At 71.2% G+C, this 21,980-nt stretch carries 21 protein-coding genes; 11 read left to right on the top strand and 10 right to left on the bottom strand.

The window, feature by feature from the left end:
• The first annotated feature begins 1 nt into the window (after nt 1).
• Complete coding sequence (locus ACFRKB_RS05780) at nt 2–610, top strand: hypothetical protein (protein ID WP_383103603.1); 609 nt, start codon at nt 2–4, stop codon at nt 608–610.
• 12 nt (nt 611–622) lie between these two features.
• On the opposite strand, the gene ACFRKB_RS05775 is transcribed toward ACFRKB_RS05780, so the two are convergent.
• The 5 genes from ACFRKB_RS05775 to ACFRKB_RS05755 all read right to left on the bottom strand — a co-directional run bounded on the left by ACFRKB_RS05775 (nt 623) and on the right by ACFRKB_RS05755 (nt 5,672).
• The gene (locus tag ACFRKB_RS05775; RefSeq protein WP_383103602.1) at nt 623–1,579 is read right to left on the bottom strand and encodes an ABC transporter substrate-binding protein; all 957 of its coding nucleotides are present in this window, start codon (nt 1,577–1,579) and stop codon (nt 623–625) included.
• Nucleotides 1,576–2,247 carry an ABC transporter permease gene (locus ACFRKB_RS05770; protein ID WP_383103600.1) on the bottom strand — a complete coding sequence of 224 codons (672 nt, stop codon included), beginning with the start codon at nt 2,245–2,247 and terminating at the stop codon, nt 1,576–1,578. Before ACFRKB_RS05770 ends, ACFRKB_RS05775 begins: the two co-directional genes overlap by 4 nt.
• Nucleotides 2,244–2,924 (bottom strand): ABC transporter permease, encoded by a 681-nt coding sequence (locus tag ACFRKB_RS05765; RefSeq protein ID WP_383103599.1) that lies wholly within the window; start codon nt 2,922–2,924, stop codon nt 2,244–2,246. Before ACFRKB_RS05765 ends, ACFRKB_RS05770 begins: the two co-directional genes overlap by 4 nt.
• Before the next feature lie 87 nt (nt 2,925–3,011).
• On the bottom strand, nt 3,012–3,818 hold the full coding sequence (locus ACFRKB_RS05760) for an SAM-dependent methyltransferase (RefSeq protein ID WP_383103598.1): 807 nt from the start codon (nt 3,816–3,818) through the stop codon (nt 3,012–3,014).
• Between the two features lie 93 nt (nt 3,819–3,911).
• Nucleotides 3,912–5,672 carry a coagulation factor 5/8 type domain-containing protein gene (locus tag ACFRKB_RS05755; protein ID WP_383103597.1) on the bottom strand — a complete coding sequence of 587 codons (1,761 nt, stop codon included), beginning with the start codon at nt 5,670–5,672 and terminating at the stop codon, nt 3,912–3,914.
• 383 nt (nt 5,673–6,055) lie between these two features.
• Between ACFRKB_RS05755 and ACFRKB_RS05750 the strand changes: the two genes are divergently transcribed.
• Both ACFRKB_RS05750 and ACFRKB_RS05745 read left to right on the top strand, forming a co-directional pair.
• Nucleotides 6,056–7,924 (top strand): discoidin domain-containing protein, encoded by a 1,869-nt coding sequence (locus tag ACFRKB_RS05750; RefSeq protein WP_383103596.1) that lies wholly within the window; start codon nt 6,056–6,058, stop codon nt 7,922–7,924.
• 39 nt (nt 7,925–7,963) lie between these two features.
• Nucleotides 7,964–9,016, top strand: a complete 1,053-nt coding sequence (locus ACFRKB_RS05745; protein WP_383103594.1) for a LacI family DNA-binding transcriptional regulator — start codon at nt 7,964–7,966, stop codon at nt 9,014–9,016.
• A 23-nt stretch (nt 9,017–9,039) separates the two neighbouring features.
• Here the strand turns inward: ACFRKB_RS05745 and ACFRKB_RS05740 are convergent, their stop codons facing one another.
• From ACFRKB_RS05740 to ACFRKB_RS05725, 4 genes are all read right to left on the bottom strand, one after another.
• On the bottom strand, nt 9,040–9,846 hold the full coding sequence (locus ACFRKB_RS05740) for a fibronectin type III domain-containing protein (protein WP_383103593.1): 807 nt from the start codon (nt 9,844–9,846) through the stop codon (nt 9,040–9,042).
• Nucleotides 9,847–9,857: 11 nt separating this feature from the next.
• Complete coding sequence (locus ACFRKB_RS05735; protein WP_383103592.1) at nt 9,858–10,460, bottom strand: hypothetical protein; 603 nt, start codon at nt 10,458–10,460, stop codon at nt 9,858–9,860.
• A gap of 168 nt (nt 10,461–10,628) precedes the next feature.
• Nucleotides 10,629–12,035, bottom strand: coding sequence for a dihydrolipoyl dehydrogenase (gene lpdA, locus ACFRKB_RS05730; RefSeq protein ID WP_383103590.1), 1,407 nt, complete (start codon nt 12,033–12,035; stop codon nt 10,629–10,631).
• Nucleotides 12,036–12,111: 76 nt separating this feature from the next.
• Nucleotides 12,112–12,513, bottom strand: a complete 402-nt coding sequence (locus tag ACFRKB_RS05725) for a DUF6221 family protein (RefSeq protein WP_383103589.1) — start codon at nt 12,511–12,513, stop codon at nt 12,112–12,114.
• Between the two features lie 205 nt (nt 12,514–12,718).
• Between ACFRKB_RS05725 and ACFRKB_RS05720 the strand changes: the two genes are divergently transcribed.
• Nucleotides 12,719–12,796 (top strand): 50S ribosomal protein bL37, encoded by a 78-nt coding sequence (locus tag ACFRKB_RS05720; protein WP_372486533.1) that lies wholly within the window; start codon nt 12,719–12,721, stop codon nt 12,794–12,796.
• Nucleotides 12,797–12,903: 107 nt separating this feature from the next.
• On the opposite strand, the gene ACFRKB_RS05715 is transcribed toward ACFRKB_RS05720, so the two are convergent.
• On the bottom strand, nt 12,904–14,628 hold the full coding sequence (locus ACFRKB_RS05715) for a PucR family transcriptional regulator (protein ID WP_383103587.1): 1,725 nt from the start codon (nt 14,626–14,628) through the stop codon (nt 12,904–12,906).
• Between the two features lie 249 nt (nt 14,629–14,877).
• Here ACFRKB_RS05715 and dnaK point away from each other — a divergent pair, with 249 nt between their 5' ends.
• The 7 genes from dnaK (at nt 14,878) to ACFRKB_RS05680 (ending at nt 21,898) form a co-directional block, all read left to right on the top strand.
• Nucleotides 14,878–16,767 carry a molecular chaperone DnaK gene (dnaK, locus tag ACFRKB_RS05710; protein WP_383103586.1) on the top strand — a complete coding sequence of 630 codons (1,890 nt, stop codon included), beginning with the start codon at nt 14,878–14,880 and terminating at the stop codon, nt 16,765–16,767.
• Between the two features lie 9 nt (nt 16,768–16,776).
• On the top strand, nt 16,777–17,322 hold the full coding sequence (locus tag ACFRKB_RS05705) for a nucleotide exchange factor GrpE (protein ID WP_383103585.1): 546 nt from the start codon (nt 16,777–16,779) through the stop codon (nt 17,320–17,322).
• Between the two features lie 6 nt (nt 17,323–17,328).
• Nucleotides 17,329–18,258 carry a DnaJ C-terminal domain-containing protein gene (locus ACFRKB_RS05700; protein WP_383103584.1) on the top strand — a complete coding sequence of 310 codons (930 nt, stop codon included), beginning with the start codon at nt 17,329–17,331 and terminating at the stop codon, nt 18,256–18,258.
• Nucleotides 18,255–18,611, top strand: coding sequence for a chaperone modulator CbpM (locus tag ACFRKB_RS05695; protein WP_383103582.1), 357 nt, complete (start codon nt 18,255–18,257; stop codon nt 18,609–18,611). The genes ACFRKB_RS05700 and ACFRKB_RS05695 overlap by 4 nt, the downstream gene beginning before the upstream one ends.
• Nucleotides 18,602–21,232, top strand: a complete 2,631-nt coding sequence (gene clpB, locus ACFRKB_RS05690; protein ID WP_383103581.1) for an ATP-dependent chaperone ClpB — start codon at nt 18,602–18,604, stop codon at nt 21,230–21,232. The genes ACFRKB_RS05695 and clpB overlap by 10 nt, the downstream gene beginning before the upstream one ends.
• Before the next feature lie 47 nt (nt 21,233–21,279).
• Entirely contained in the window at nt 21,280–21,543 is a 264-nt protein-coding gene (locus ACFRKB_RS05685; protein ID WP_383103580.1) for a UBP-type zinc finger domain-containing protein, read from the top strand.
• A 106-nt stretch (nt 21,544–21,649) separates the two neighbouring features.
• Entirely contained in the window at nt 21,650–21,898 is a 249-nt protein-coding gene (locus ACFRKB_RS05680) for a hypothetical protein (RefSeq protein WP_383103578.1), read from the top strand.
• Nucleotides 21,899–21,980: the final 82 nt, after the last annotated feature.

Raw genomic sequence — 21,980 nt, 5'->3', positions numbered from 1 at the left:
CATGGGCACCCGGACCACCGCGTCCTCGCCGTACGACCGCCGTGAGCCCGGGGAGCTGTTCGGCCCGCGCTTCGCGCTCTTCGCCGACATGCTCGCCGTCGGTCTGTTCACGACGCTGGCGAGTCTGCCGCTGATCACCGCCCCGGCCGCGCTGGCCGCCGGCTGTTCCGTGCTGCGGGACTCCGCCCGTACGGAGCGTACGGCGACCGCCGGCCGGTACCGGGACGCGCTCCGGGCGCACGGCGTCGCCCGTACGCTGGCGGCCGGCGCGGTGCTGCTCGGGCTCGGGGCGCTGTTCCTGCTGGATCTGGCGCTGGCCGGGGCCGGACTGCCGGGGGCCGCCGCCGTCTCGGCCGCGCTGGCCGCCGTCGGGGCGGGGGCACTGGTCGTGGGGGTACGGGCCGCCGCGCACCCGGTGGCGCGGCGCAGCTGGCCCGCCGCCGTACGGGGCGCCGCCCGCCGCTCGATCGCCGATCCGGCCGGGTCCGTACTGATCGCGGTGGCTCTGGTGCTCTGCGCCGCGATCGTCTGGGCGCTGCCGCCGCTCGTCCTGCTCGCGGCGGGTCCGCCGGCGCTGGCCGCCGTCTCCGTCGAACTGCGCGGGTCCTGAGCCGGCGGGTCTTCAGTGCGAGGCCGGGATCAGCCTCTTCGACTCCAGATAGGTCCGTGCGACGTCCTCGGGGAGCCGGCGCCAGCTGTCCACCCGCTGGTTCAGCCGGGCCAGGTCCTTGGTGGTGAGCACGGTGTTGAGCCTGTCCAGCGCCGTGGTCACCCCCTTGCCGCCGGCCCGCGCACGGTTGACGACCGGCACGATGTAGTCGGCGTTCTGGAGATGTCTGTCGTCGGCGAGGAGCACCAGCCCGAACTGGTCGAGCGTCGCGTCGGTGGTGGTGGTCAGGACCATCTGGTCCTGACCGTTCTGCACGGCCCGCTTCGCCGGTGTCGTCCCCACGCCTTTGGGGTCGACGCCGGTGATGTCGATGCCGTAAGTCTTCTTCAGCCCGGGTTCGCAGTACGGGCGCCGTACGCACTCATCACCCGCGGCGAGCCTGACGGGCAGCCGGGATCTGCCCAGATCGCTCAGTGTCCTGAGCCGGTGCTCACGGGCGTAGGAGGCGGCGACGGCGAAGGCGTTCTGGTCGACGGCGCGGCCCGGATCGAGGACGGTCAGCCCGCGCGGCGCGGCGAGCGAGCGCAGCGCCTTCATCGTCGCGGCCAGGTCGGGTGAGCCGACGGGTTGCGCGTCGGGGCCGTTGGCCTTGGCGTTCAGCCAGTCCGCGAAGGTCGCCGCGTACTCCGGTACGACATCGATCTGGCCGCTCTCCAGGGCCGGTTCGTAGATCTCCCGGTTGGTGACGGAGAGGATCCGGGTGTGGTACCCCGCGTGGTTCAGCAGGAGCGCGTACATCTGGGCGAGCAGATCGCTCTCGGTGAAACCGGCCGACCCGATGGTCAGATGCTTGCTGTCGCCGGGCGGTGCCGTGATGTCGCCCCGGTTCTCCAGGGACGGTCCGGTGGCACAGGCGGCGGCCAGGAGGAACGAGGCGAACAGGGCCGCGGCGGTACGCGCCGGCCTCATCCCCCGCCCCTCACCCACCGCGGGCCCAGCCGTCGCACCAGCTCGAACACCCCTTCCACCAGCAGAGCGAACACGGCGACGAGCACCGCGCCCGCGACCACCTGGGGGGTGTCGGCGAGATTGAATCCGGCGGTGATGATCCGGCCGAGACCGCCGCCGCCGACCAGGGCCGCGATGGTCGCGGTCGCCACCAGCTGGACGGCGGCGATCCGTACGCCGGTGAGGATCAGCGGCAGGGCGAGCGGCACCTCGACCCGGCGCAGCAGCTGACCGCCCGTCATCCCCATGCCACGGGCGGCCTGGACGACATCGCGGTCCACCCCGCGCATGCCCACATAGGCGTTCGTCAGCAGCGGAGGGATCGCGAACAGCACCAGCGCGATGATCGTCGGCCACTGTCCGTGCGTGCCGATCGGGGTGAGCAGCAGCAGCACGAGAACGGCGAAGGTCGGCACGGCCCGGCCGGCATTGGAGATATTGACGGCCAGCGCGCCGCCCCTGCCCAGATGGCCGAGGATCAGCGCGACGGGCAGCGCGATCGCACAACTGATGACCAGACACACGACGGTGAGGAAGAGATGCTCGCCGAGCCGGTTCCACACCCCGCCGGACCCCGACCAGTTCGAGGCGCTGGTGAGCCAGGACCAGGCCGCCGCGAGGGTGTTCACGCGCGGCGCTCCCTCGCCCAGGGGGTGAGCAGCCGCTGGAGTCCGAGCAGCAGCAGATCGGCGGCGACGGCGATGATGACGCAGAGGACGGAGGCGGTGAGCACCTGCGCCTTGAAGAAGGTGTTCATCCCGGCGTAGATGAGATTGCCGAGCCCTCCATAGCCGACGATCGCCCCGATGGTGACGAGCGAGACGGCGGAGACGGTCGCGATCCGCAGTCCGGCCATGGCGGCGGGCAGGGCGAGCGGCAGCTCGACGGTGAGCAGCAGCCGGACCGGTCCGTACCCCATCCCGCGGGCGGCCTGCCGGGTCTCCTCGGGGACGGCGCGCAGTCCGGCCAGGATGTTCCGTACGAGCAGGGTCAGCGAGTAGAGGACCAGCCCGGCGACGACGAGCGAGGCGGCCAGTCCGTACAGCGGCAGCAGCAGGGAGAACATCGCGAGCGAGGGGATGGTGTAGAGGATGGTCGTGATCCCGAGCACCGGCCCGACCGCCCAGTTCCAGCGGCGGGCCGCCAGTGCGAGGGGGACGGCGATGAGGAGCGCGAGCAGGATCGCGAGGAAGGTCAGGTGGAGATGCTGGAGCACCGCCTCCCACAGGATCGCGCGGCGGCTGGAGAGATAGTCGCCGCAGATCCACTCGTTGCGCGCGAGGCAGTCGTCGGGAGGCGCGGTCACCCGTCCATTGCACGCCCGCGTACGGCGGGCCGCGCGCGGTGATGGACCGTACGGATGGCGAACCTGCCGCGCCCCCGCCCCCAGGCGCTACACCTTGCGGGCGAGTCCCCCCGCCATCAGGGACTGGCCCACGGTGAGGGGCGGCTCGACCGGCTCCTCGGGACGCCACAGCGGCAGATAGGTGACGCCCGGGTCGATCAGCTCCAGGCCGTCGAAGTACGCGGTGATCTCCTCCAGGGTCCGGAAGCGGCCGGTCCCGAGGTCGGCCAGCAGGGCTCGCTCCAGTCCGGCGGCCTCGGGGCTCGACGCGCAGAAGTGGGTGAGGAAGAGATGGCTCCCGGCCGGCATCGCGTCGAGGTACCGCCGCACGATGCCCGCGGGGTCCTCCTCGTCATTGAGATGGTGCACCACACCGAGCAGCATCAGGCCGACGGGCCGGCCGAGGTCGATGAGCCCGCGCACCTGAGGGTGGGCCAGAATGCTCTCGGGGTCGCGCAGATCCGCCATGACCACGGCGGCGCGGTTCTCCCCGGCGAGCACCTCGCGGCCGTGCGCCCGCACGATGGGGTCGTTGTCGACGTACACGACCCGCGCGTCCGGCGCGGCGGCCCGTGCCACCTGATGGGTGTTCTGCACGGTCGGCAGTCCGGAGCCCAGATCCAGGAACTGCCGGATGCCCACCCCCGCCATGTACCGTACGCCGCGGCCGAGGACGGCCCGGTTGTACCGGCCGACATCGCCGATCTCGGGAACGATCCGCAGCGACTCGGCCGCGATGGCCCGGTCCACCGCGAAGTTGTGCTCACCGCCGAGCACGGCGTCGTACACCCGCGCGATGCTCGGCCTGCTCTCGTCGATCCCGTCCGGTGTCGCGCCCGGTATCCCGTCCGTCATGGGCAACCCCCTTGTCCCGCCGAGGATGCCAGCCCGACGCCCACCGGTCTACAGCGCGCGCCGCGCGTGGCTCACGGCGCGCGCCGACCGCCGTCAGGGGAAGGACACCACCGTCGAGGGCACTGTCGTGGTGCCCGAGGTGGCGGCGCCGATGGCGTTGATGACGTGGTCGTACTGCCCGTTGCCGCTGAGCGAGACGACGAGCAGGCCGTGGAACCTCACGCCCGGGACCGCGGGCGCGGCGAAGCCGTGGGCCTGGCGGATGGTGGGGTCGACGTTGTAGTAGCAGTAGCTGCCCAGTCCCCAGCCCTCGTGCGTGGTCACGTTGTCGGCGACCTTGTAGGCGGCGTAGCCCCTGGTGGCGCCGTTCTGGATGGCGGCCTGGTTGGGGGCGTCGTACGCCTTCTCGTTCTGGAAGAAGATGGTGCGGCCCCGCTGGCCGTTCCACTGGACGTCGTACTTGTTGAAGTGCTCGACGAACAGCCCGGTCGCCAGGACGTCGTCGCCGTTGACGACGACGCCGTAGTCGGCCCGGTTGGTCTCCCAGCCGACACCGTCCCCGTGGTCGGCGCGCCAGACCCAGGTGTGGTCGATGATGGTGTGGCGGTTGTTGACGACCATGCTGGTGGTGGCCTTGCCGGGGCCCGCGCCGCCGATCCTGATGAAGACGTCCTGCACGGTGGTCGGGTTGGCGGAGTGGTCGGTGGTGGTGCCCTGCGGCCCGATCTCCAGCAGGGTGGCGGAGTTGACGGTTCCCGCGTCGATCAGGAAGCCCGCGAGCCGTACCCCGTGGACGTCGGCGACCCGCATCGCCGTCACCCCGTTGTCCGGCACGAGCGTGGCGTAGCCGAGTCCGAGGACCACCGCGTTCGCGCGCTCGACCCGTACGGTCTGGTCGAGGTGGTAAACGCCGGGCGTGAACAGCAGGTTGAGCCCCTGCGTGAGCGCCTCGTTGAGGGTGGCCGCGGAGACACCGGGCTTGGCGACGTAGAACTGGGTGAGCGGCAGGGACGTACCCCTGGGTGTACCGCTTCCCCACGTGGTGCCGCGCGCGTTGGTGCGCAGCTCCGGCAGGAAGACCTTGTAGTCGGTGCCGTCGAGGTAGAGGAAGGGCTTCTCGCGGGAGACGGGGGTGGTGGTGAGGGTGGTGTAGGGCGGGTTGGGGAAGCTCTGGGCGGGGGCGCCTTCGACGCCGGAGAAGGTCATGTTCCAGACGGCGTTGGTCCAGCCGCCGACGGAGCTGTCGCGGGTGTACCACTGCTGCTGGGAGTAGGGGCCGACGGTGCCGTCGACGCGGCTGTCGGCGATATAGCCGCCGCTGGCCCAGCCGTAGCCGTTGGGGGCGAGGTTGAGGCCGCCCCTGACGTGCATACGGCGGAAGGGGGCGGCCTGGGCGACGGCCCAGCGGTTGGTGCCGCTCACGGGATTGAGGGCGAGGTTCTCGGCGGAGCGCCAGAAGTTCTGGGTGGCGTTGCCGTTGAACCAGCCCGCGTCCACGGTGACATCGCCGTTGAAGGTGGTGTCGTCGGGTGACAGACCGAGACCGGAGATCGAGGTGTAGAAGCCGAGTTGGGCGTTGATGTTGTTGTACGTGCCGGGCTTGAACAGCAGTTGGTAGCGTCCCGAACCGAACTGCGCCGACTCCTGCCGGCGGAAGATCTCGTCCAGCCTGCCCTGGATATTGGGCGTCGACGGGTCGAAGACCACCACGTTCGGACCGAGATCACCGCCGCCCGGCAGGGCCGCGGCGGCGGTACGCGCGGACGCGGGCGAGGACAGGGCGAGCATGCTCGGAGCGGACACGGCCGCTGCCATGGCGCCGAGAACCGTACGGCGTGCGGGGGGAGTGGGCATGGCGGCTCTCCTTGTTCAAAGTGTGAACGGTGGGGGTGCTGGGGAGCGCTCTCTCACTCAGGCATGTTCACGGCATGTGAACAGCGCGTCAAGGGAGATGACCGGTTCCGCACCGCGCCGACACCCGATCGGCCGCCCAACCAGCCCTGGGATGGGGCGATATGAGGAGCTGTTCCGGCTGATCGAGCGCGCTTCACGGAGTGCGGTATTGCATTCACGAAGTGTCGATTCCACTGGACAGGGGTTCATGTGCCGCAGGTGCCTTGACACCTTCCGGGGCTGCTTCTACGTTCCACGAGAGCGCTCTCTCGCTGTGGTCTCCTCAGCCCCGCCCCTCCGTGCGGGCTGTCTCCGAGCTCCCCCACCTCTCCCGAAGGAGAGCCATGCGCCCACGTCTTCTCTTCGCCTCCGCCGCGGCCGTCGTCGCCGCGCTGACGGCCGCGACGGTTCCGAGCGCGGCCGGCACGCCCCGGGCCGCGGCCGCCGCCTGGGACAGTGACCTCGCCGCCGCGGCCCAGAGCGCGAACCCGGCCGCCGCCACCGCGTCCGGCAGTGAGAACGCCGGCCTGGGGCCCGGCGCCGCCTTCGACGGCAACGGCGCGACCCGATGGTCGAGCAACGCCGCCGACGACGCCTGGATCCGGATCGACCTGGGCCAGACCCTCCGTATCGACCGGGTCACCCTCGGCTGGGAGGCGGCCTACGGCAAGAAGTACGTCCTGGAGGTGTCGGGCGACGGCGCCGGCTGGCGGCCCTTCTACACCGAGAACGCGGGCACCGGCGGGACCGTCACCGCGCACACCTACCCGCAGGAGGTCAGGGGCCGGTACATACGTCTGCGCGGAGTCGAACGCGCCACGCCCTACGGCTACTCGCTGTACTCCTTCAAGATCTACGGCGGCACCCCGGCCCCCGCCTCCACCACCCGGGCCAATCTCGCGCTCCACCACCCGGCCTACACCAACCTCTATCAGCACGCGGGGAATTCGCCGGCGTTCGTCACCGACGGCGGCTGGCCCGCCGGGCTCAAGGGCGACCAGACGCGATGGGCGAGCGACTGGAACGCCGATCGCTGGGTCTCCGTCGACCTCGGCGCCTCCTCCACCATCAACAGCGTGGACCTGTACTGGGAAGCCGCGTACGCCGTCGACTACGAGCTCCAGGTCTCGGACGACAACAGGACCTGGCGCACCGTCCACCGCCCGTCCGCCGCCGAGGTCGCCGCGCGCCGCGCCGACATCAAGTCCCCGGCCGAGGCGGCCGGGCGCCATGACACCGTCACGCTCTCCACACCCGCCACCGGGCGCTACGTACGTATGCTCGGCAAGGAGCGGCGCTCGTTCTACAACCCGGCGCCCGCCACGGCCCCATTCGGTTACTCGCTCTACGAGTTCCAGGTGTGGGGCACCGGCGGCAGCGCGGCGGCGGCCTATCCCGCGCTCCCCGGCGAGCAGGGGGGCACGTACCGTACGACGTTCTTCGACGACTTCACGGGTGCCTCGCTCGACCGCTCGAAGTGGCGGGTCGTGCGAACCGGCCAGGAGATGGGCTCGGTCAACGGTGAGGCCCAGGCGTATGTCGACTCCCCCGACACCGTCCGTACCGCGAACGGCAGTCTGGTCCTGACCCCGAAGTACTGCAAGGGCTGCACCCAGGCGGGCGGCGGCACGTACGACTTCACCTCGGGGCGCATCGACACCCACACGAAGTTCGACTTCACCTACGGCAGGGTCAGCGCCCGGCTGAGGCTTCCCGTGGGCGACGGCTACTGGCCCGCCTTCTGGCTGCTCGGCAGCGATGTCGACGACCCGGCCGTGTCCTGGCCCGCCTCGGGCGAGACGGACATCATGGAGAACATCGGCTACGGAAACTGGACCAGCAGCGCCCTGCACGGGCCGGGCTACTCCGCCGACGGCAACATCGGCGCGCAGCAGTACTACCCCGGCGGGGGAAGCGCGGACCAGTGGCACACCTACGCGGTCGAGTGGACGCCCACCACCATGCGGTTCTCCGTGGACGACCGGATCGTCCAGGAGACGACCCGCGACAAGCTGGAGTCCACGCGCGGTCAGTGGGTCTTCGGCCACAACCAGTACGTGATCCTCAACTTCGCCCTCGGCGGCGCCTATCCGGCCGGCTGGAACAAGGTCACCACGCCCTACTGGGGTCTGCCGCAGTCCAGCGTCGACCGTATCGCCCAGGGCGGCATCCAGGCCGAGATCGACTGGGTGAGGGTCGAGCAGAAGGGCTGACGGTGTGCCGACGGGGAGGGCGCGGATATAAAAGAGTCCATGGATGCCGACTCCCCGCGCCCTTCCCGCCCGGTGACACTGGAGGACGTGGCCCGCGTCGCCGGTGTGTCCCGGGCCACGGTGTCCCGGGTCATCAACGAGACACCCACGGTGGACCGGACGCTCCGCGACGCCGTGGAGAACGCCGTGGCCGCCACGGGGTACGTACCCAACCGCGCCGCCCGCTCGCTCGTGACCCGGCGGACGGGTTCGGTGGCGCTCGTGGTCTCCGAACAGGAGAAGCGCCACGCCGCCGCGCCCTTCCTCGGCCGGGTGTTCACCGACCCGCACTTCGGGCGCGTCGTCAGCGGGCTGGTCGATGTGCTGCGGCCCGCCGGCGTCCATCTCGTCCTGATGCTGGTGGACGACGAGGCATCCCGCCTCCAGACCCTCTCGTATCTGCGCCAAGGGCATGTGGACGGAGTGGTGCTGATCTCCTCGCACGTGGACGACCCGCTGCCGCGGCTGCTCGCCGACACCCGGCTGCCCGCCGTGCTGTCGGGGCGTCCGCGCCGCGACTCCTCGCTCGCGTTCGTGGAGGCCGACCAGCGCGGGGGAGCCCGGCTGGCCGCCGGTCATCTGGTGTCCCTGGGACGGACCCGGATCGGTTCGGTGGCCGGACCGCAGGACATGCCCGCGGCCCGGGAGCGCCTGGAGGGTTTCCGCGCGGCCCTGGCGGAGCACGGCATCCGCGATGTCCCGTGGGCGGAGGGCGACTTCACCCATACCGGGGGCGCCTCGGCCGTACGGGAGCTGCTCACGCGGCGGCCGGATCTGGACGGGCTGTTCGTGGCGTCCGACCTCATGGCGCTCGGCGCGCTGCCGGTCCTCCAGCGCGCGGGCAGGAACGTGCCGCGGGACGTGGCGGTGGTGGGCTTCGACGACAGCCATGCCGCCCAGTCCTGCGATCCGCCGCTGACCACCGTACGGCAGCCGGTCGAGGAGATGGCCTCCGCGACGGCCCAGCTCCTGCTGCGCCGGATCGCCAGGCCCGGCCAGGCCGTACGGTCGGAGCTGTTCACGCCCGAGCTCGTGATCAGGGAGTCCGCCTGAGCGACCGGCGGGCGGAGCGGGGATCAACGCCGCTCCGCCGCCGGCTCTCCGGTCGTCAGCCGGGGAACGTTCGACCGCGCGCCGTAGGTGAAGGCGCGGACCCGGTACGAGGCGCGTTTCTCGGTGGGGAGCGTGATCAGACCGCAGGAGTTGATGTCGGGGTCGAGGACAGCGACCGGCGCGTAAGCGGAACCTCCCCGGGGGCGCGCCTCCAGCAGGAAACCCTCTTCGTCCGAGGCGTGATCGGTCCAGGTGAACAGAATGCCGTTCGCATGCTTGACCACGGCCTTGAGCCCGGAAGGCGCGGCGGGTGCGCCGTCCCGGACGGAACGACCGGTCGCGGACCGTCCGGGATCGCTGCGCGGAGCCAGCCAGTCGTGGGGGGACGCCTGCTCCGCCGCGGTCAGTTCGCCCGGCGGCAGGGCGACATCGACCGGCGCCGACGCCGGGCCGCCGAAGGTCCGGAGCCGGTAGAAGAAGGTCGTACGCGGCATCAGGTCGGGGTGACGGTAGGCCGTCACGCCGGGAGGCAGGTACTGGAGGACGGTGTACGGGCCCGCCTCGTCCGTCGCGAACTCCAGCACGTGGCCGGAGGCACCGGGCGCGCCGCCCCGCCAGCTGAGATCGATATCGGTGGGGGTGGTGAGGACCGCGCGGAGCGTGGCGCCCGCTCCGTCGCCGGTCCGCGGTGTGTCCGGGGTGACGGCGGCTCCGCCCGGGGCGGTGGCGGACCCCCGGGCGGGGCGCTCGGCCGGCGGCTGCGTGGAACACGCCGCTGCCGCCAGCGCGAGCGCGACGGCCGGCACCGCGGCTCGGATGGCTCGGCGCACGGACGGGTCCGCTACTTGCGCCAGAAGCGGACGTCGCTCCAGACCACCGTGGCCGGTCCGTTGCCGCTGTTGGTGCGGTAGGCGCCGAACTTGTCGTAGAAGCTGCCGCCGGGGCTGTCGTACGTGTGCTTGAGCGACCCGTTGATGTACGTACGGTGCGAGGTGCCGACCTGGTGGACGGTGTTGACGCGGACCGTCGCGCCGACGGTGCCGGCGTTCGAGAGCGTGTCGCCGCCGTGGACGGCGTACAGCCGCCCGCCGCGTTCGGCGGCCAGCATGAAGTAGGGGCCGGCGGCGGACTCGTTGAACGTCTGCTTGAGGCTGATGCGCGTACCGCTCAGGCTGCTGATGCGGAAGTAGCCCTCGAACTGCCGGGTGCCTCCGGTGTAGGTGGCGTACCGGCGTTCGGCGCGCTGGTCGCCGCTCGCGGTGGAGCAGCTGAGCGTGAACGTCAGACCGTCGACCTGACCGCACCCCCGCTCCTGGACCGTGAAGGTGGGCGAGACGGAGGTCCACCCGCCGGGCTCCACCTCGGCGGAGGCGTGCGGGACGGCGAGGAATGAGGAAGCACCCACCGCGGCGAGAACCGTGAACGTCCGAAGGCGTGTGAACATGTCTCACTTCCCTCTCTGGGGGGAGGACGCAACCAGAGCGCGCATTCCCTCTGCGTTTCACGTATGTGAACACTGGCTCTGGTTTTGAATGGTTGAGGGGAAGATAGGACTGGACCAACCACCCGTCAAGAGCCCTCCGGGAGGGAGCTGTTGGCGATACGGAACGCGTCAGAAGTTGATCATGTGTCCGGCCAGACCGTGGACCGCCTCCTTGACCGCCTCGCCCAGCGTCGGATGGGCGTGCACATTACGTGCCACCTCATGGACCGTCAGGTCCCACTGCTGGGCGAGCGTCAGCTCCGGCAGCAGCTCGGTGACCTCGGGGCCGATCAGATGCGCGCCCAGCAGCTCGCCGTACCGGCTGTCGCTGATCAGCTTCACGAAACCGACCGGGTCGCCCAGACCGTGCGCCTTGCCGTTCGCCGTGAAGGGGAACTTCACCACCTTCACCTCATGGCCCCGCTCGCGCGCCTGCTCCTCGGTCCAGCCGAAACTGGCGATCTGCGGCTGGCAGTAGGTGGCGCGCGGGATCATCACGAAGTCCAGCTCCATGGTCTCCGCGCCGGCGATCGTCTCGGCCGCGATCACCCCCATCGACTCCGCGGCGTGGGCCAGCATCAGCCGCGCCGTGACATCCCCGATCGCAAAGATGTGCGGCACGCTGGTACGGCCGCGCCCGTCCACGTCGATCGCTCCGCGCTCGGTCAGCCGGACGCCGGTGTTCTCCAGGCCGTAGCCGGCGATACGCGGCGCGAAGCCGATCGCCTGGAGGACCTTGTCGGTCTCCAGCACCTGCCGCTGCCCGTCGCGCGAGACGGTGACCCGTACCTTCGCCGACGGATCGCTGTCGTCGATCGCCTCGACCCGGGTGGAGGTCAGCACCTCGATGCCCAGACGCCGGTAGTGCTTGGCGAGCTCCTTGGAGATCTCGGCGTCCTCCAACGGCACCAGCCGGTCGAGGAATTCGACGACCGTGACCTTCACCCCGTAGTTGTGCAGCACGTACGCGAACTCGACACCGATGGCGCCCGCCCCGGCGATGACGATGCTCTCGGGCAGCGTGTCGGAGAGGATCTGCTCCTCGTAGGTGACGACCCGCTCGCTCAGGGAGGTCCCCGGCAGCAGCCGGGTCGTGGTCCCCGTCGCGACGATGCAGTGGTCGAACGTCAGGGTCTCCGTACCGCCCGCCGACAGCGCGACCTGGAGAGTGCGGTCATCGATGAACATGCCGCGGCCGTCGTACTCGGCGATGCCGTTCTTCTTCATCAGATAGTGCACGCCGGCCACCCGGCCGTCGGCGACCTTGCGGCTGCGCGTGAACGCCTCCCTGTAGTCGAAGCTGACCCGTCCCTCCACCCGGATTCCGAAGGTCTTCGCCTCCTGGGTGAAGATGTGCGCGAGTTCGGCGTTGCGCAACAGCGCCTTCGAGGGGATGCACCCCACGTTCAGACAGACACCGCCCCAGTACTTCGCCTCGACGACTGCCGTCCGCAGGCCGAGTTGCGTCGCGCGGACCGCTGCGGTGTATCCGCCCGGTCCCGCGCCGAGGACCACGACATCAAAGTGTGTACTCATGATCCACACCATAGGCACCGAAAGCGTCGCCCGAGCACATCTCGGGGCAATCGTGCTGCCCCTCACACGACATGTGCTACCGCACGAAACGGGGCAGCCACTTCGCCCGGTAGCCGGGGTGGCTCGCGTGCTCGGCCGCCATCTGCCGGACGACGAACCCCAGCCCGACGGCGCGGCCCGACGGGAAGTCGTCGGCGGGACGGTCGGTGTCCAGGTGGGACACCTCCTCGTACTCGTCGAGGAGGACCCGGCTCGTCTCGATGCGCCGGAGGGTGTACTCCGGGTTCTGGTGGGCGATGTGCTCGTCGTAGCCGCGCGTCCGCACCGTGAACGCGATCCCGCCGGTACGGTCGTGGATCTCGCCCGGCATCTCGGGCGGACACCGCCAGCGCTCCTCGCCGGCCTCCAGCGCGCGTCCGGCCTCCTCGGCGAGGCGCGCCCGCACGAACGCCAGCAGGTCCGCGTTGTCGTCAGTCATCAGCTTCTCGGTCCTTTACCGTCACGGGCGCGGGGGAGGAAGACCTGCGTCCCGGGCACGTTCTACCGTCCAGCAGAGGATGCCGTACAAACGGCACGGCGCATGAGGATCGCGGGCGTGGGGTAAGCGGTTCCTGGCCGCCGGATGGAAACGCGGTAGAACGGTGTATATCCGGCAACGAGCAGCACTCACGAGAGGAGACGTCATGTCATCGAAGCGGCGCCGCAAGAAGAAGGCGCGTCGTAAGAACGGCGCCAACCACGGCCGACGGCCCCAGTCCTGAGCGGAAGACTCCTCCGTACGGACTACCTCCCGTGGCCCCCGCCGGCCCTCGCGGCACGAGCCGCGCGGGCCCGACGGGAACCGGAGCGGCGCGGAACGGTGAGCGGATCAGGCCTCGCCGCCCAGGACCTTCCAGACCCGGGTCGCCACATGCAGATTGAGGCGGGTCTCGACATCGCCCAGATCGTGCCCGCCGATCTCGCGCAGGCGCTGGAGCCGGTAGCGCAGCGTGCTGCGGTGGATGCCGAGGGCCGAGGCCGCGCCGTCGTAGTTTCCGCCCGCCTCGAAATACTGGGAGAGGGTACGGACCAGATCGCCCCGGTGGGCCGCGTCGTAGTCGAGGAGCGGGCCGAGCCACTCGCGCACGTACCCCTCGATCTCCCGGTAGTCGTCGCCCGTACCGATGATCCGGTACAGGCCCAGATCGTCGAACGAGGTCGCGCCGTGCGGGGCGCGTGAGCGCTGCCGTACCTCCAGTGCGCGCAGCGCCTCCTGGTAGGAGCGCGGGATCTCGGCCGGGGAATCGCAGCGGCTGCCGATCCCGATCGCTCCCGCGCGCGAGCCCAGTTCCTGGGAGACCGCCAGATACAGCTCCTCACCCTTGGGACGGCCCTGGACCACCAGGACCGCCCGGCCCGAGCGCCTGGCCACCAGCGACCGGAGCCCCAGACCGGCCGCCGCACCGGCCACCGCCTGGACGAACGCGTCGTCGGCGGTCAGCCCCGTCCACCCCACCGCGACCAGATGCTGCGCGCCGTGCAGATCGTGGCCGACGGCCGCGGCGCGTGCGAAGGCGCTCTCGTCGTCCGTACCGGTGATCAGATCGTCGACCAGCTCTCGGCGCAGCCGCAGCTCCATCTCGGCCAGGCTGCGCAGATGCGCCATCTCCAGGGCCAGCGCGTCGCACGCGTGGTCGAGCGCGAACTCCTCCCGCTCCCCCGCCGCCCCCTCGGGATCGACCAGGGAGACGGTGCCGAGGATCTCGCCGCGATGGCGGGCGACGGCGGTGAGCCGGTGGCCCACATACACCGGGCGCGGGTCCCGGATCGCGTCGAGGATCAGCTGCTCCTGGCGTCCCGGGTCGGGCTTCGGGTACGGGTCGGGGCAGCCGGGGCCGGCCCAGGCCCGCAGATTGCCGAACTGGTCCTCCACGACGGCGGGGAAGCCGGTCAGCCGGTGGACCGTCCACGCGATGCCCGCCTCGGTGTCCCCGGTGGCCGTGGCACCGCTCAGCGCGTCGTGCACCGACCGCCGGTAGGACAGTTCGGACTCCACGGCGGCGAGCCGCGCGCGGGCGGCGGCCCCGTCCTGGCGTGCCCGGCTCAGCTCGGCGGCGTACTCCCGCTCCCGGCGACGGGCCGCGGCGCCCGCCACGGCCGCGCCGGTCTGCCGCGCCAGCAGGCCGAGCAGCGCGATGTCGTCGTCGCCCGGCCGCCGCCCGGCGCTCACGACCAGATATCCGGCCGGAGTGCTTCCGGCTCGCCCGACGGGTGCCTGGAGGGCGAACGCCCATGACCACTCCCGGCCGGGCAGCCGGACGGCGCCGTCCTGGCCGGCGAGGCCGTCGACCTGGCTGTCCAGCGCCCGGCTCATGGCGGCGGCGGGGGCGCGGGAGTCCAGTGGGCAGCGGACCAGCCGTCCGTCGGCGGGCAGATATCCGGCCTCGGTACGCCACGGGCCGAGCCGCGTGACCCAGGAGGCGGCCAGCCGCAGCACCTCGCGCTCGTCACGGCCGTCGGACAGGGCGCCCGACAGCGCCATCAGACGGTGGAGGCGGGAGGACCGGCTGCCCGGGGGTTCCGGTGCTCCGGTTCTTCCGGCGGCCGTGCTCATCTCCCTGGTCCGGCACCTTCCCGAAGAGAGTCGCCCCCCAGGACAACTTTACCGAGCGACCGGGGCCGCGCATCCGGTCCGCCCGGTGGCACGCCTGTACCGGCAGGTGCAGTCACCGCCTGGATTTCGACCTCTCAGGAGCAGGAATCGGCACGGCTCCCTCGTCAGGCTGGAGAGGACGAACCCTGTCCCGAGGGCTGTGCACCCCGAGGGCGGCGAACGAAGGCAGTGGACGCAAGGGAGCACCTCATGGCCAAGGCAGTCGGCATCGACCTGGGCACCACCAATTCGGTGATCGCCGTGTGGGAGGGCGGTGAAGCGACGGTCCTCCCCAACGCCGAGGGCTCCCGCACCACCCCCTCCGTCGTCGGCTTCACCGACTCCGGCGAACGGCTCGTGGGCCAGCTGGCCCGCCGGCAGGCGATCCTCAACCCCAAGGGCACCATCTACTCGGCCAAGCGGTTCATCGGCCGGCACTTCGACGAGGTCGCGGACGAGATCAAGGCGGTGACGTACGACGTCGTGCCGGGCGAGAACGGCGTGGCCCGGTTCGACATCCGCGGCAAGCTGTACGCGCCGGAGGAGATCAGCGCGCTCGTGATACGCAAGCTCGCCGAGGACGCCTCGAAGTCGCTGGGCGAGCGGGTCACGGAGGCCGTCATCACCGTACCGGCGTACTTCAACGACGCCCAGCGCACGGCGACCAAGGACGCGGGACGGATCGCGGGCCTGGACGTGCTGCGCATCATCAACGAGCCGACCGCGGCGGCCCTGGCGTACGGCATGGACAAGAAGGAGCACGAGACGGTGCTCGTCTTCGACCTCGGCGGCGGCACCTTCGACGTGTCCATCCTGGACGTCGGTGACGGTGTGGTGGAGGTACGTTCCACCGCGGGTGACACGCACCTCGGCGGCGACGACTTCGACCGCCGGCTGGTCGACCATCTCGCGGACACGTTCCAGCGGGAGAACGGGATCGATCTGCGCGAGGACACCCAGGCGCTGCAACGGCTCTTCGAGGCGGCGGAGAAGGCCAAGACCGAGCTGAGCTCGGTGACGCAGACCCAGGTCAGCCTGCCGTTCATCACCGCCGACGCCACCGGCCCCAAGCATCTGACGGAATCCGTCATGCGCTCCACCTTCGAGCAGATCACCGCCGACCTGGTGGACCGCTGCCTGGGCCCCGTCCAGCAGGCGCTGTCCGACGCGAAGGTGACCGACAGCGATATCGACGAGGTCATCCTGGTCGGCGGCTCGACCCGGATCCCGGCCGTGCAGGCGCTGGTCCGGCGGCTGACCGGCGGCAAGGACCCCAATATGAGCGTCAACCCGGACGAGGTGGTGGCGCTGGGCGCCGCCGTGCAGGCCGGGGTGCTCAAGGGCGAGGTCAAGGACGTACTGCTGCTGGACGTCACCCCGCTCTCGCTGGGTGTGGAGACACGCGGTGGCGTGATGACGAGGATCGTGGAGCGGAACACCACGATCCCGGTCCGCCGCACCGAGACCTTCTCCACGGCCGAGGACAACCAGCCCGCCGTCGATGTCGTCGTCCTCCAGGGCGAGCGCGAGCGCGCGGCCGACAACCGGGTGCTGGGCCGCTTCCAGCTGACCGACATCCGCCCGGCGCCGCGCGGGGAACCGCAGGTCGAGGTCACCTTCGACATCGACGCGAACGGCATCCTCCATGTGACCGCACGCGACAAGGACACCGGCAAGGAACAGGGCATCACCCTCAGCGAGGGTTCCAACCTCGAACCGTCCGAGGTGGAGCGCATGATCGCCGAGGCGGACCGCAACCGCGGCGAGGACCAGGCGCTGCGGCAGGCCGTGGACGCCCGCAACGAGCTGGACGCCATCGCCTACCAGGTGGAACGCAGACTGGGCGAGCTGGGCGACAACGCGCCCGAGCACGAGCGGGCCCGCGCCCAACTGCTGGTCTCCGACGCCCGGCAGGCCGTCAAGGGCGAGGAAACGCTGGACCGGGTCAGGTCGCTGACCTCCGAACTCCAGCAGGTCCACCAGGCGCTGGCCGCCCGGCCGGCCGGTCCCGCCGGACCGTCGGAGCCCGGTGGCCCGCCCCCGGCGAGCGGCGCCGGAGGCGATGACGACGTCGTGGACGCCGACTTCGACCGGAACTGAGGTCACACCATGGCCACCGAGCCGGAAGAGCCGGAACCGGTACCGCCGCCGGACGAAGCGGAGAGCGCGGCTGCGCCCGAGGAGGCCGGGACCGCCGATCAGGCCGGTCAACCGGACGACATCCAGAAGGACTTGGCCGAGGCCCAGGACGCCTGGCGGCGCGCGCTCGCCGATCTCGACAATCTGCGCAAGCGCCACGCCCGGGAGCTGGAGGGGGTACGGGAGGCCGAGCGCGCCCGTACCGCCGCCGCGTGGCTTCCCGTACTCGACCATCTCGAACTGGCCCTGACCCACGCCGGCGCCGATCCCGACTCGATCGTTCAGGGTGTCGAGGCCGTACGCGACCAGGCCGTGGAGGTACTGGCCGGGCTCGGCTATCCGCGCCAGGAGGAGAGCGGTGTGCCGTTCGACCCGAACAGGCACGAGGTGGTCCGGGTCGTCGACGATCCGGACACCGAGCCGGGGACCGTCGTGGAGGTCCTGCGTCCCGGATACGGGGATGACGGCCGCCAGCTGCGCCCGATGGCCGTGGCGGTCAGCCGGCGACGGGAGTGAGGGCGCATGGCGCAGGACTACTACCAGGTGCTGGGCGTCCCCCGCTCGGCGACTCAGGAGGAGATCCAGCAGGCCTACCGGAAGCTGGCCCGTCGCCACCACCCGGACGTCAACAAGGACCCGAAGGCGGAGGAACGCTTCAAGGACGTCAACGAGGCGTACAACGTCCTGGCCGACCCGGGCACCCGGGCGCGTTACGACCGGTTCGGCCCGGACTTCCGGCAGATCCCCGAGGACTACGACGAGCGGGTGGCCGCGGGCGCCGGCGGCGGGGGCCGGGCCTCCACCGGCGGCGGCGTGCGCTTCGCCCAGGGGCCGGGCGGCGCCTACCAGGACGTGGACTTCGAGGATCTCTTCGGCGGCCTGTTCGGCGGGCGCGGCGGGCCTCGCAGGACCGTCCCGGGCGCCGACCAGGAGGCCGAGGTGGAGCTGTCCGTGGAGGAGGCGTACCGGGGCGGGCGGCGCGGGGTCAGCCTCGCCGGACCGGAGGGGCGGCGCGATTACCAGGTCACCATTCCCCGGGGGGTGCGGGACGGGCAGCGGATCCGGCTGGCCGGCGAGGGCGGCCGGGGCAGCCGTGACGCGCCCGCCGGTGACCTGTATCTACGGGTGCGTATCAAGCCCCACGAGCGCTACCGGCTGGACGGCCGCGACATCCACGTCCGGCTGCCCGTGACGCCCTGGGAGGCGGCTCTCGGCGCGACCGTGCCGCTGGCCACCCCGGGCGGCACCGCCAAGGTCACCGTCCCGCCCGGCTCCTCCAGTGGGCGCCGGCTGCGGCTGCGCGGCGAGGGCATGCCCCACCCACGCGGCACCGACGGTGATCTGTACGCCGAGGTGCGGGTGATGGTCCCGCCGCACCCCACCGACCGTGAACGCGCGCTGTTCGAGGAGCTGTCGGCCGCGTCCGGATTCGACCCGAGGAGGCCGGGATGACGCCCGATCAACGGCGACGACGGCCGGACGCGGCGACCGTCCGGGTCTATGAGCTGGTGCCCGTCCGCAGGCTCAGTCTGGAGAGCGTGGCCCGTAGCTCCGGGCTGCACCCCGAGATGGTCCGGCGCCTGGTGGCCCTGGGGCTGGTGGACGCCGCCCGGGACCCCGCGGGCCGGCTCTGGTTCGACCCGTCCGCCCCGCGCACGCTGGCCCGTATCCAGCGGCTGCGGGCCGGACTCCCCCTCAACTACGCCTCCATCGGGCTGGTACTGGACCTGCTGGACCGGATCAGTCTGCTGGAGGCCGCGCTGCGCCGTACCGGCGCGAGGAGTGACGACCTGCCATGGACATGAACCGCCTCACCCAGAAGTCCCAGGAAGCCCTGCAGGACGCCCAGAGCGCGGCCGTGCGCCTCGGGCACACCGAAGTCGACGGGGAGCATCTGCTGCTGGCGCTGCTCGGCCAGCGGGACGGGCTCATCCCCCGGCTGCTCGACCAGGCCGGCGTCGATCCGGCCGCGCTGCACACGGCCGTGGAAGGCGAGCTGTCCCGCAGGCCCAGGTCGACCGGCCCGGGAGCCGCGCCCGGCCAGGTGTTCGTCACCCAGCGGCTGTCGCGGCTGCTGGAGACCGCCGGGCAGGAGGCCGGACGGCTCAAGGACGAGTACGTCTCCGTCGAGCATCTGATGATGGCGCTGGCCGACGAGGGCTCCGCCACCGCCGCGGGGCGGCTGCTCAAGGACCACGGGCTCACCAAGGAGGCGTTCCTCTCCGCGCTCACCCGCGTCCGGGGCCATCAGCGCGTCACCTCCGCGACCCCGGAGGCCGCCTACGAGGCCCTGGAGAAGTACGGCCGCGACCTGGTCGCCGAGGCCCGTAGCGGCACGCTGGACCCGGTGATCGGCCGGGACGCCGAGATACGGCGGGTGACCCAGATCCTCAGCCGCAAGACCAAGAACAACCCGGTGCTGATCGGTGACCCGGGGGTCGGCAAGACCGCGATCGTGGAGGGCCTCGCGCAGCGGATCGTCCGGGGCGATGTGCCCGAGGGGCTGCGCGACCGTACCGTCTTCGCGCTCGACATCGCCTCGCTGGTGGCCGGGGCCAAGTACCGCGGAGAGTTCGAGGAACGGCTCAAGGCGGTCCTCGGCGAGGTCAAGGCGGCCGGCGGACGGATCCTGCTCTTCCTCGACGAACTGCACACGGTGGTCGGCGCCGGCGGCGCCGAAGGGGCGGTGGACGCCGGGAACATGCTCAAGCCGATGCTCGCGCGCGGCGAGCTGCACATGATCGGCGCCACCACCCTGGACGAGTACCGCAAGCGCATCGAGTCCGACGCCGCGCTGGAGCGCCGCTTCCAGCAGGTCATGGTGGACGAGCCGAGCGTGGAGGACACCGTCTCCATCCTGCGCGGACTGCGCGAGCGCCTGGAGGTCTTCCACGGTGTGCGGATCCAGGACACGGCGCTGGTCGCCGCGGCGACGCTCAGCCACCGCTATATCTCGGACCGCTTCCTGCCCGACAAGGCGATCGATCTGGTGGACGAGGCCTGCGCCCGGATGCGTACCGAGATCGACTCGATGCCCGCCGAACTGGACGAGCTGACGCGGCGGGTGACCCGGCTGGAGATCGAGGAGGCGGCGCTCGCCAAGGAGACCGACCCGGCCAGTGTGACCAGGCTGGCGGAGCTGCGCGGGGAGCTGGCCGATGTACGGGCCGAGGCCGACGCCCGGCACGCCCAGTGGGAGTCCGAGCGCCAGGCCATCCGTAAGGTCCAGGAGCTGCGGCAGGAACTGGAACGGGTCCGTCAGGAGGCCGACGAGGCCGAACGGGCCTATGACCTCAACCGCGCCGCCGAACTGCGCTACGGGACGCTCACCGATCTGGAACGCCGCCTCGCCGCCGAGGAGGAGCAGCTGCGCACCAAACAGGGCGAGACCCGGCTGCTGCGCGAGGTGGTCACCGAGGACGAGATCGCCGAGATCGTCGCCGCGTGGACCGGCATTCCGGTGAGCCGTCTCCAGGAGGCCGAGCGCGAGAAGCTGCTGCGGCTGGACGAGATCCTTCAGGAGCGGGTGATCGGGCAGGACGAGGCCGTACGGCTGGTGGCCGACGCGATCATCCGGGCCCGGTCCGGGATCCGTGATCCGCGCCGTCCGATCGGGTCGTTCATCTTCCTGGGCCCGACCGGGGTGGGCAAGACGGAGCTGGCGAAGACCCTCGCGGCGGCGCTCTTCGACTCCGAGGAGAGCATGGTCCGCCTCGACATGAGCGAGTACCAGGAACGGCACACGGTCAGCCGGCTCGTCGGCGCCCCGCCCGGATACGTGGGGTACGAGGAGGGCGGCCAGCTCACCGAGGCCGTCCGCCGCAAGCCGTACTCGGTGGTTCTGTTCGACGAGATCGAGAAGGCCCACGCCGATGTCTTCAACACCCTGCTCCAGATCCTGGACGACGGCCGGATCACCGACGCGCAGGGGCGGACCGTCGACTTCCGCAACACCGTCGTCATCATGACCTCCAACATCGGCTCGCCCTATCTGCTGGACGCGAGCGCGGACGGTGAGATCAAGCCCGACGCCCGCGCGCAGGTGATGGCCGAACTCCGCGCGCACTTCCGGCCGGAGTTCCTCAACCGCGTGGACGACATCGTGCTCTTCAAGCCGCTCGGCCTGACCCAGATCGAGCGGATCGTGGACCTCCAGTTCGATGAACTGCGCCGGCGTCTCGCGGAGCGCAGGATCACGGTGGACCTCACCGAGCCGGCCCGCGAACTCATCGCCCACCAGGGCTTCGACCCGGTGTACGGGGCCCGGCCGCTGCGGCGCTATATCTCGCACGAGGTCGAGACGCTGATCGGACGCGCGCTGCTGCGCGGGGAGGCGGCGGACGGTTCGCGTATCACGGTGGACGCCCAGAACGGCGAACTGGTCGTCACGTACCGGGACCCGTCCGAGTCCGCACCGGAGGAGTGAGGGCCGTGGCCGGGAAAGCGAGGGCGGTGACGGGGGAGGTGAGGGCCATGGCCACGGACGCCGACTGGCATGTCTCCATGGTGCGGCCCGTCACCCCCCGTACCCCCGACGGCTGTGAGGAGTGCCTGCGGCTCGGCGCGCCCTGGGAACGGCTGCGGCTCTGCCTGACCTGCGGCCATGTCGGCTGCTGCGACTCCTCCCCGCTACGGCACGCCCGCGCCCACGCCGCCTCCCTCGGCCATCCGCTGGTGGCGCCCCTGGAGCCCGGCGAGGACTGGCGCTGGTGCTATATGCACGAGGCGTTCGTCTGACGGCGGGGTTCCGGCCCCGGGTTGCCGTGTGCGCCGCGGCGCCGGAGCCTGTCAGAGCGGGAAGGCGCGAATCTTCGAGGCACGCTGTGAGGCAGGGGTCGATTTCATGACAGAGAGTGAGAGCCCGCGGTTCGAATACGCGCCGGTGGTGGTCCTGCCGGTGCAGGACGGGGAACGGCCCTTCCGGCTGGTGGAGATCCACGGCGAGCTGGCGGGCAAGGCGTTCTCGATCGAGGATGTGTACGAGTACGCCTTCGCGCTGGGCCTGAAGGGCGCCGATCTGGACGACCCGGAGAAGGTCCGGTGGGTGGGCGGCGACCAGTACAGCTGGAATGTCCGGCACTGGAGGAAGTGACAGAGAGGCGTCGCCGACGACGCGGCATGCCGCTGCCCGCCTCCCGGTGGACGGGGGCGGGCAGCGGCACGACACCGGACAC

The sequence above is a fragment of the Streptomyces scopuliridis genome (genome assembly GCF_042790125.1).
Classification (GTDB): domain Bacteria; phylum Actinomycetota; class Actinomycetes; order Streptomycetales; family Streptomycetaceae; genus Streptomyces; species Streptomyces scopuliridis_A.
Note: the sequence above shows the minus strand (reverse complement) of the source record. Positions and strands in the feature narration are given on the sequence as shown.

Excerpts from the sequence above, each read along its gene's own strand:
- ACFRKB_RS05780 (WP_383103603.1), top strand. The coding sequence starts at position 2 with ATGGGCACCCGGACCACCGCGTCCTCGCCGTACGACCGCCGTGAGCCC.
- ACFRKB_RS05775 (WP_383103602.1), bottom strand. The coding sequence starts at position 1,579 with ATGAGGCCGGCGCGTACCGCCGCGGCCCTGTTCGCCTCGTTCCTCCTG.
- ACFRKB_RS05760 (WP_383103598.1), bottom strand. The coding sequence starts at position 3,818 with ATGACGGACGGGATACCGGGCGCGACACCGGACGGGATCGACGAGAGC.
- ACFRKB_RS05755 (WP_383103597.1), bottom strand. The coding sequence starts at position 5,672 with ATGCCCACTCCCCCCGCACGCCGTACGGTTCTCGGCGCCATGGCAGCG.
- ACFRKB_RS05750 (WP_383103596.1), top strand. The coding sequence starts at position 6,056 with ATGCGCCCACGTCTTCTCTTCGCCTCCGCCGCGGCCGTCGTCGCCGCG.
- ACFRKB_RS05745 (WP_383103594.1), top strand. The coding sequence starts at position 7,964 with ATGGATGCCGACTCCCCGCGCCCTTCCCGCCCGGTGACACTGGAGGAC.
- ACFRKB_RS05735 (WP_383103592.1), bottom strand. The coding sequence starts at position 10,460 with ATGTTCACACGCCTTCGGACGTTCACGGTTCTCGCCGCGGTGGGTGCT.
- lpdA (WP_383103590.1), bottom strand. The coding sequence starts at position 12,035 with ATGAGTACACACTTTGATGTCGTGGTCCTCGGCGCGGGACCGGGCGGA.
- ACFRKB_RS05725 (WP_383103589.1), bottom strand. The coding sequence starts at position 12,513 with ATGACTGACGACAACGCGGACCTGCTGGCGTTCGTGCGGGCGCGCCTC.
- ACFRKB_RS05720 (WP_372486533.1), top strand. The coding sequence starts at position 12,719 with ATGTCATCGAAGCGGCGCCGCAAGAAGAAGGCGCGTCGTAAGAACGGC.
- ACFRKB_RS05715 (WP_383103587.1), bottom strand. The coding sequence starts at position 14,628 with ATGAGCACGGCCGCCGGAAGAACCGGAGCACCGGAACCCCCGGGCAGC.
- dnaK (WP_383103586.1), top strand. The coding sequence starts at position 14,878 with ATGGCCAAGGCAGTCGGCATCGACCTGGGCACCACCAATTCGGTGATC.
- ACFRKB_RS05705 (WP_383103585.1), top strand. The coding sequence starts at position 16,777 with ATGGCCACCGAGCCGGAAGAGCCGGAACCGGTACCGCCGCCGGACGAA.
- ACFRKB_RS05700 (WP_383103584.1), top strand. The coding sequence starts at position 17,329 with ATGGCGCAGGACTACTACCAGGTGCTGGGCGTCCCCCGCTCGGCGACT.
- ACFRKB_RS05695 (WP_383103582.1), top strand. The coding sequence starts at position 18,255 with ATGACGCCCGATCAACGGCGACGACGGCCGGACGCGGCGACCGTCCGG.
- clpB (WP_383103581.1), top strand. The coding sequence starts at position 18,602 with ATGGACATGAACCGCCTCACCCAGAAGTCCCAGGAAGCCCTGCAGGAC.
- ACFRKB_RS05685 (WP_383103580.1), top strand. The coding sequence starts at position 21,280 with ATGGCCACGGACGCCGACTGGCATGTCTCCATGGTGCGGCCCGTCACC.
- ACFRKB_RS05680 (WP_383103578.1), top strand. The coding sequence starts at position 21,650 with ATGACAGAGAGTGAGAGCCCGCGGTTCGAATACGCGCCGGTGGTGGTC.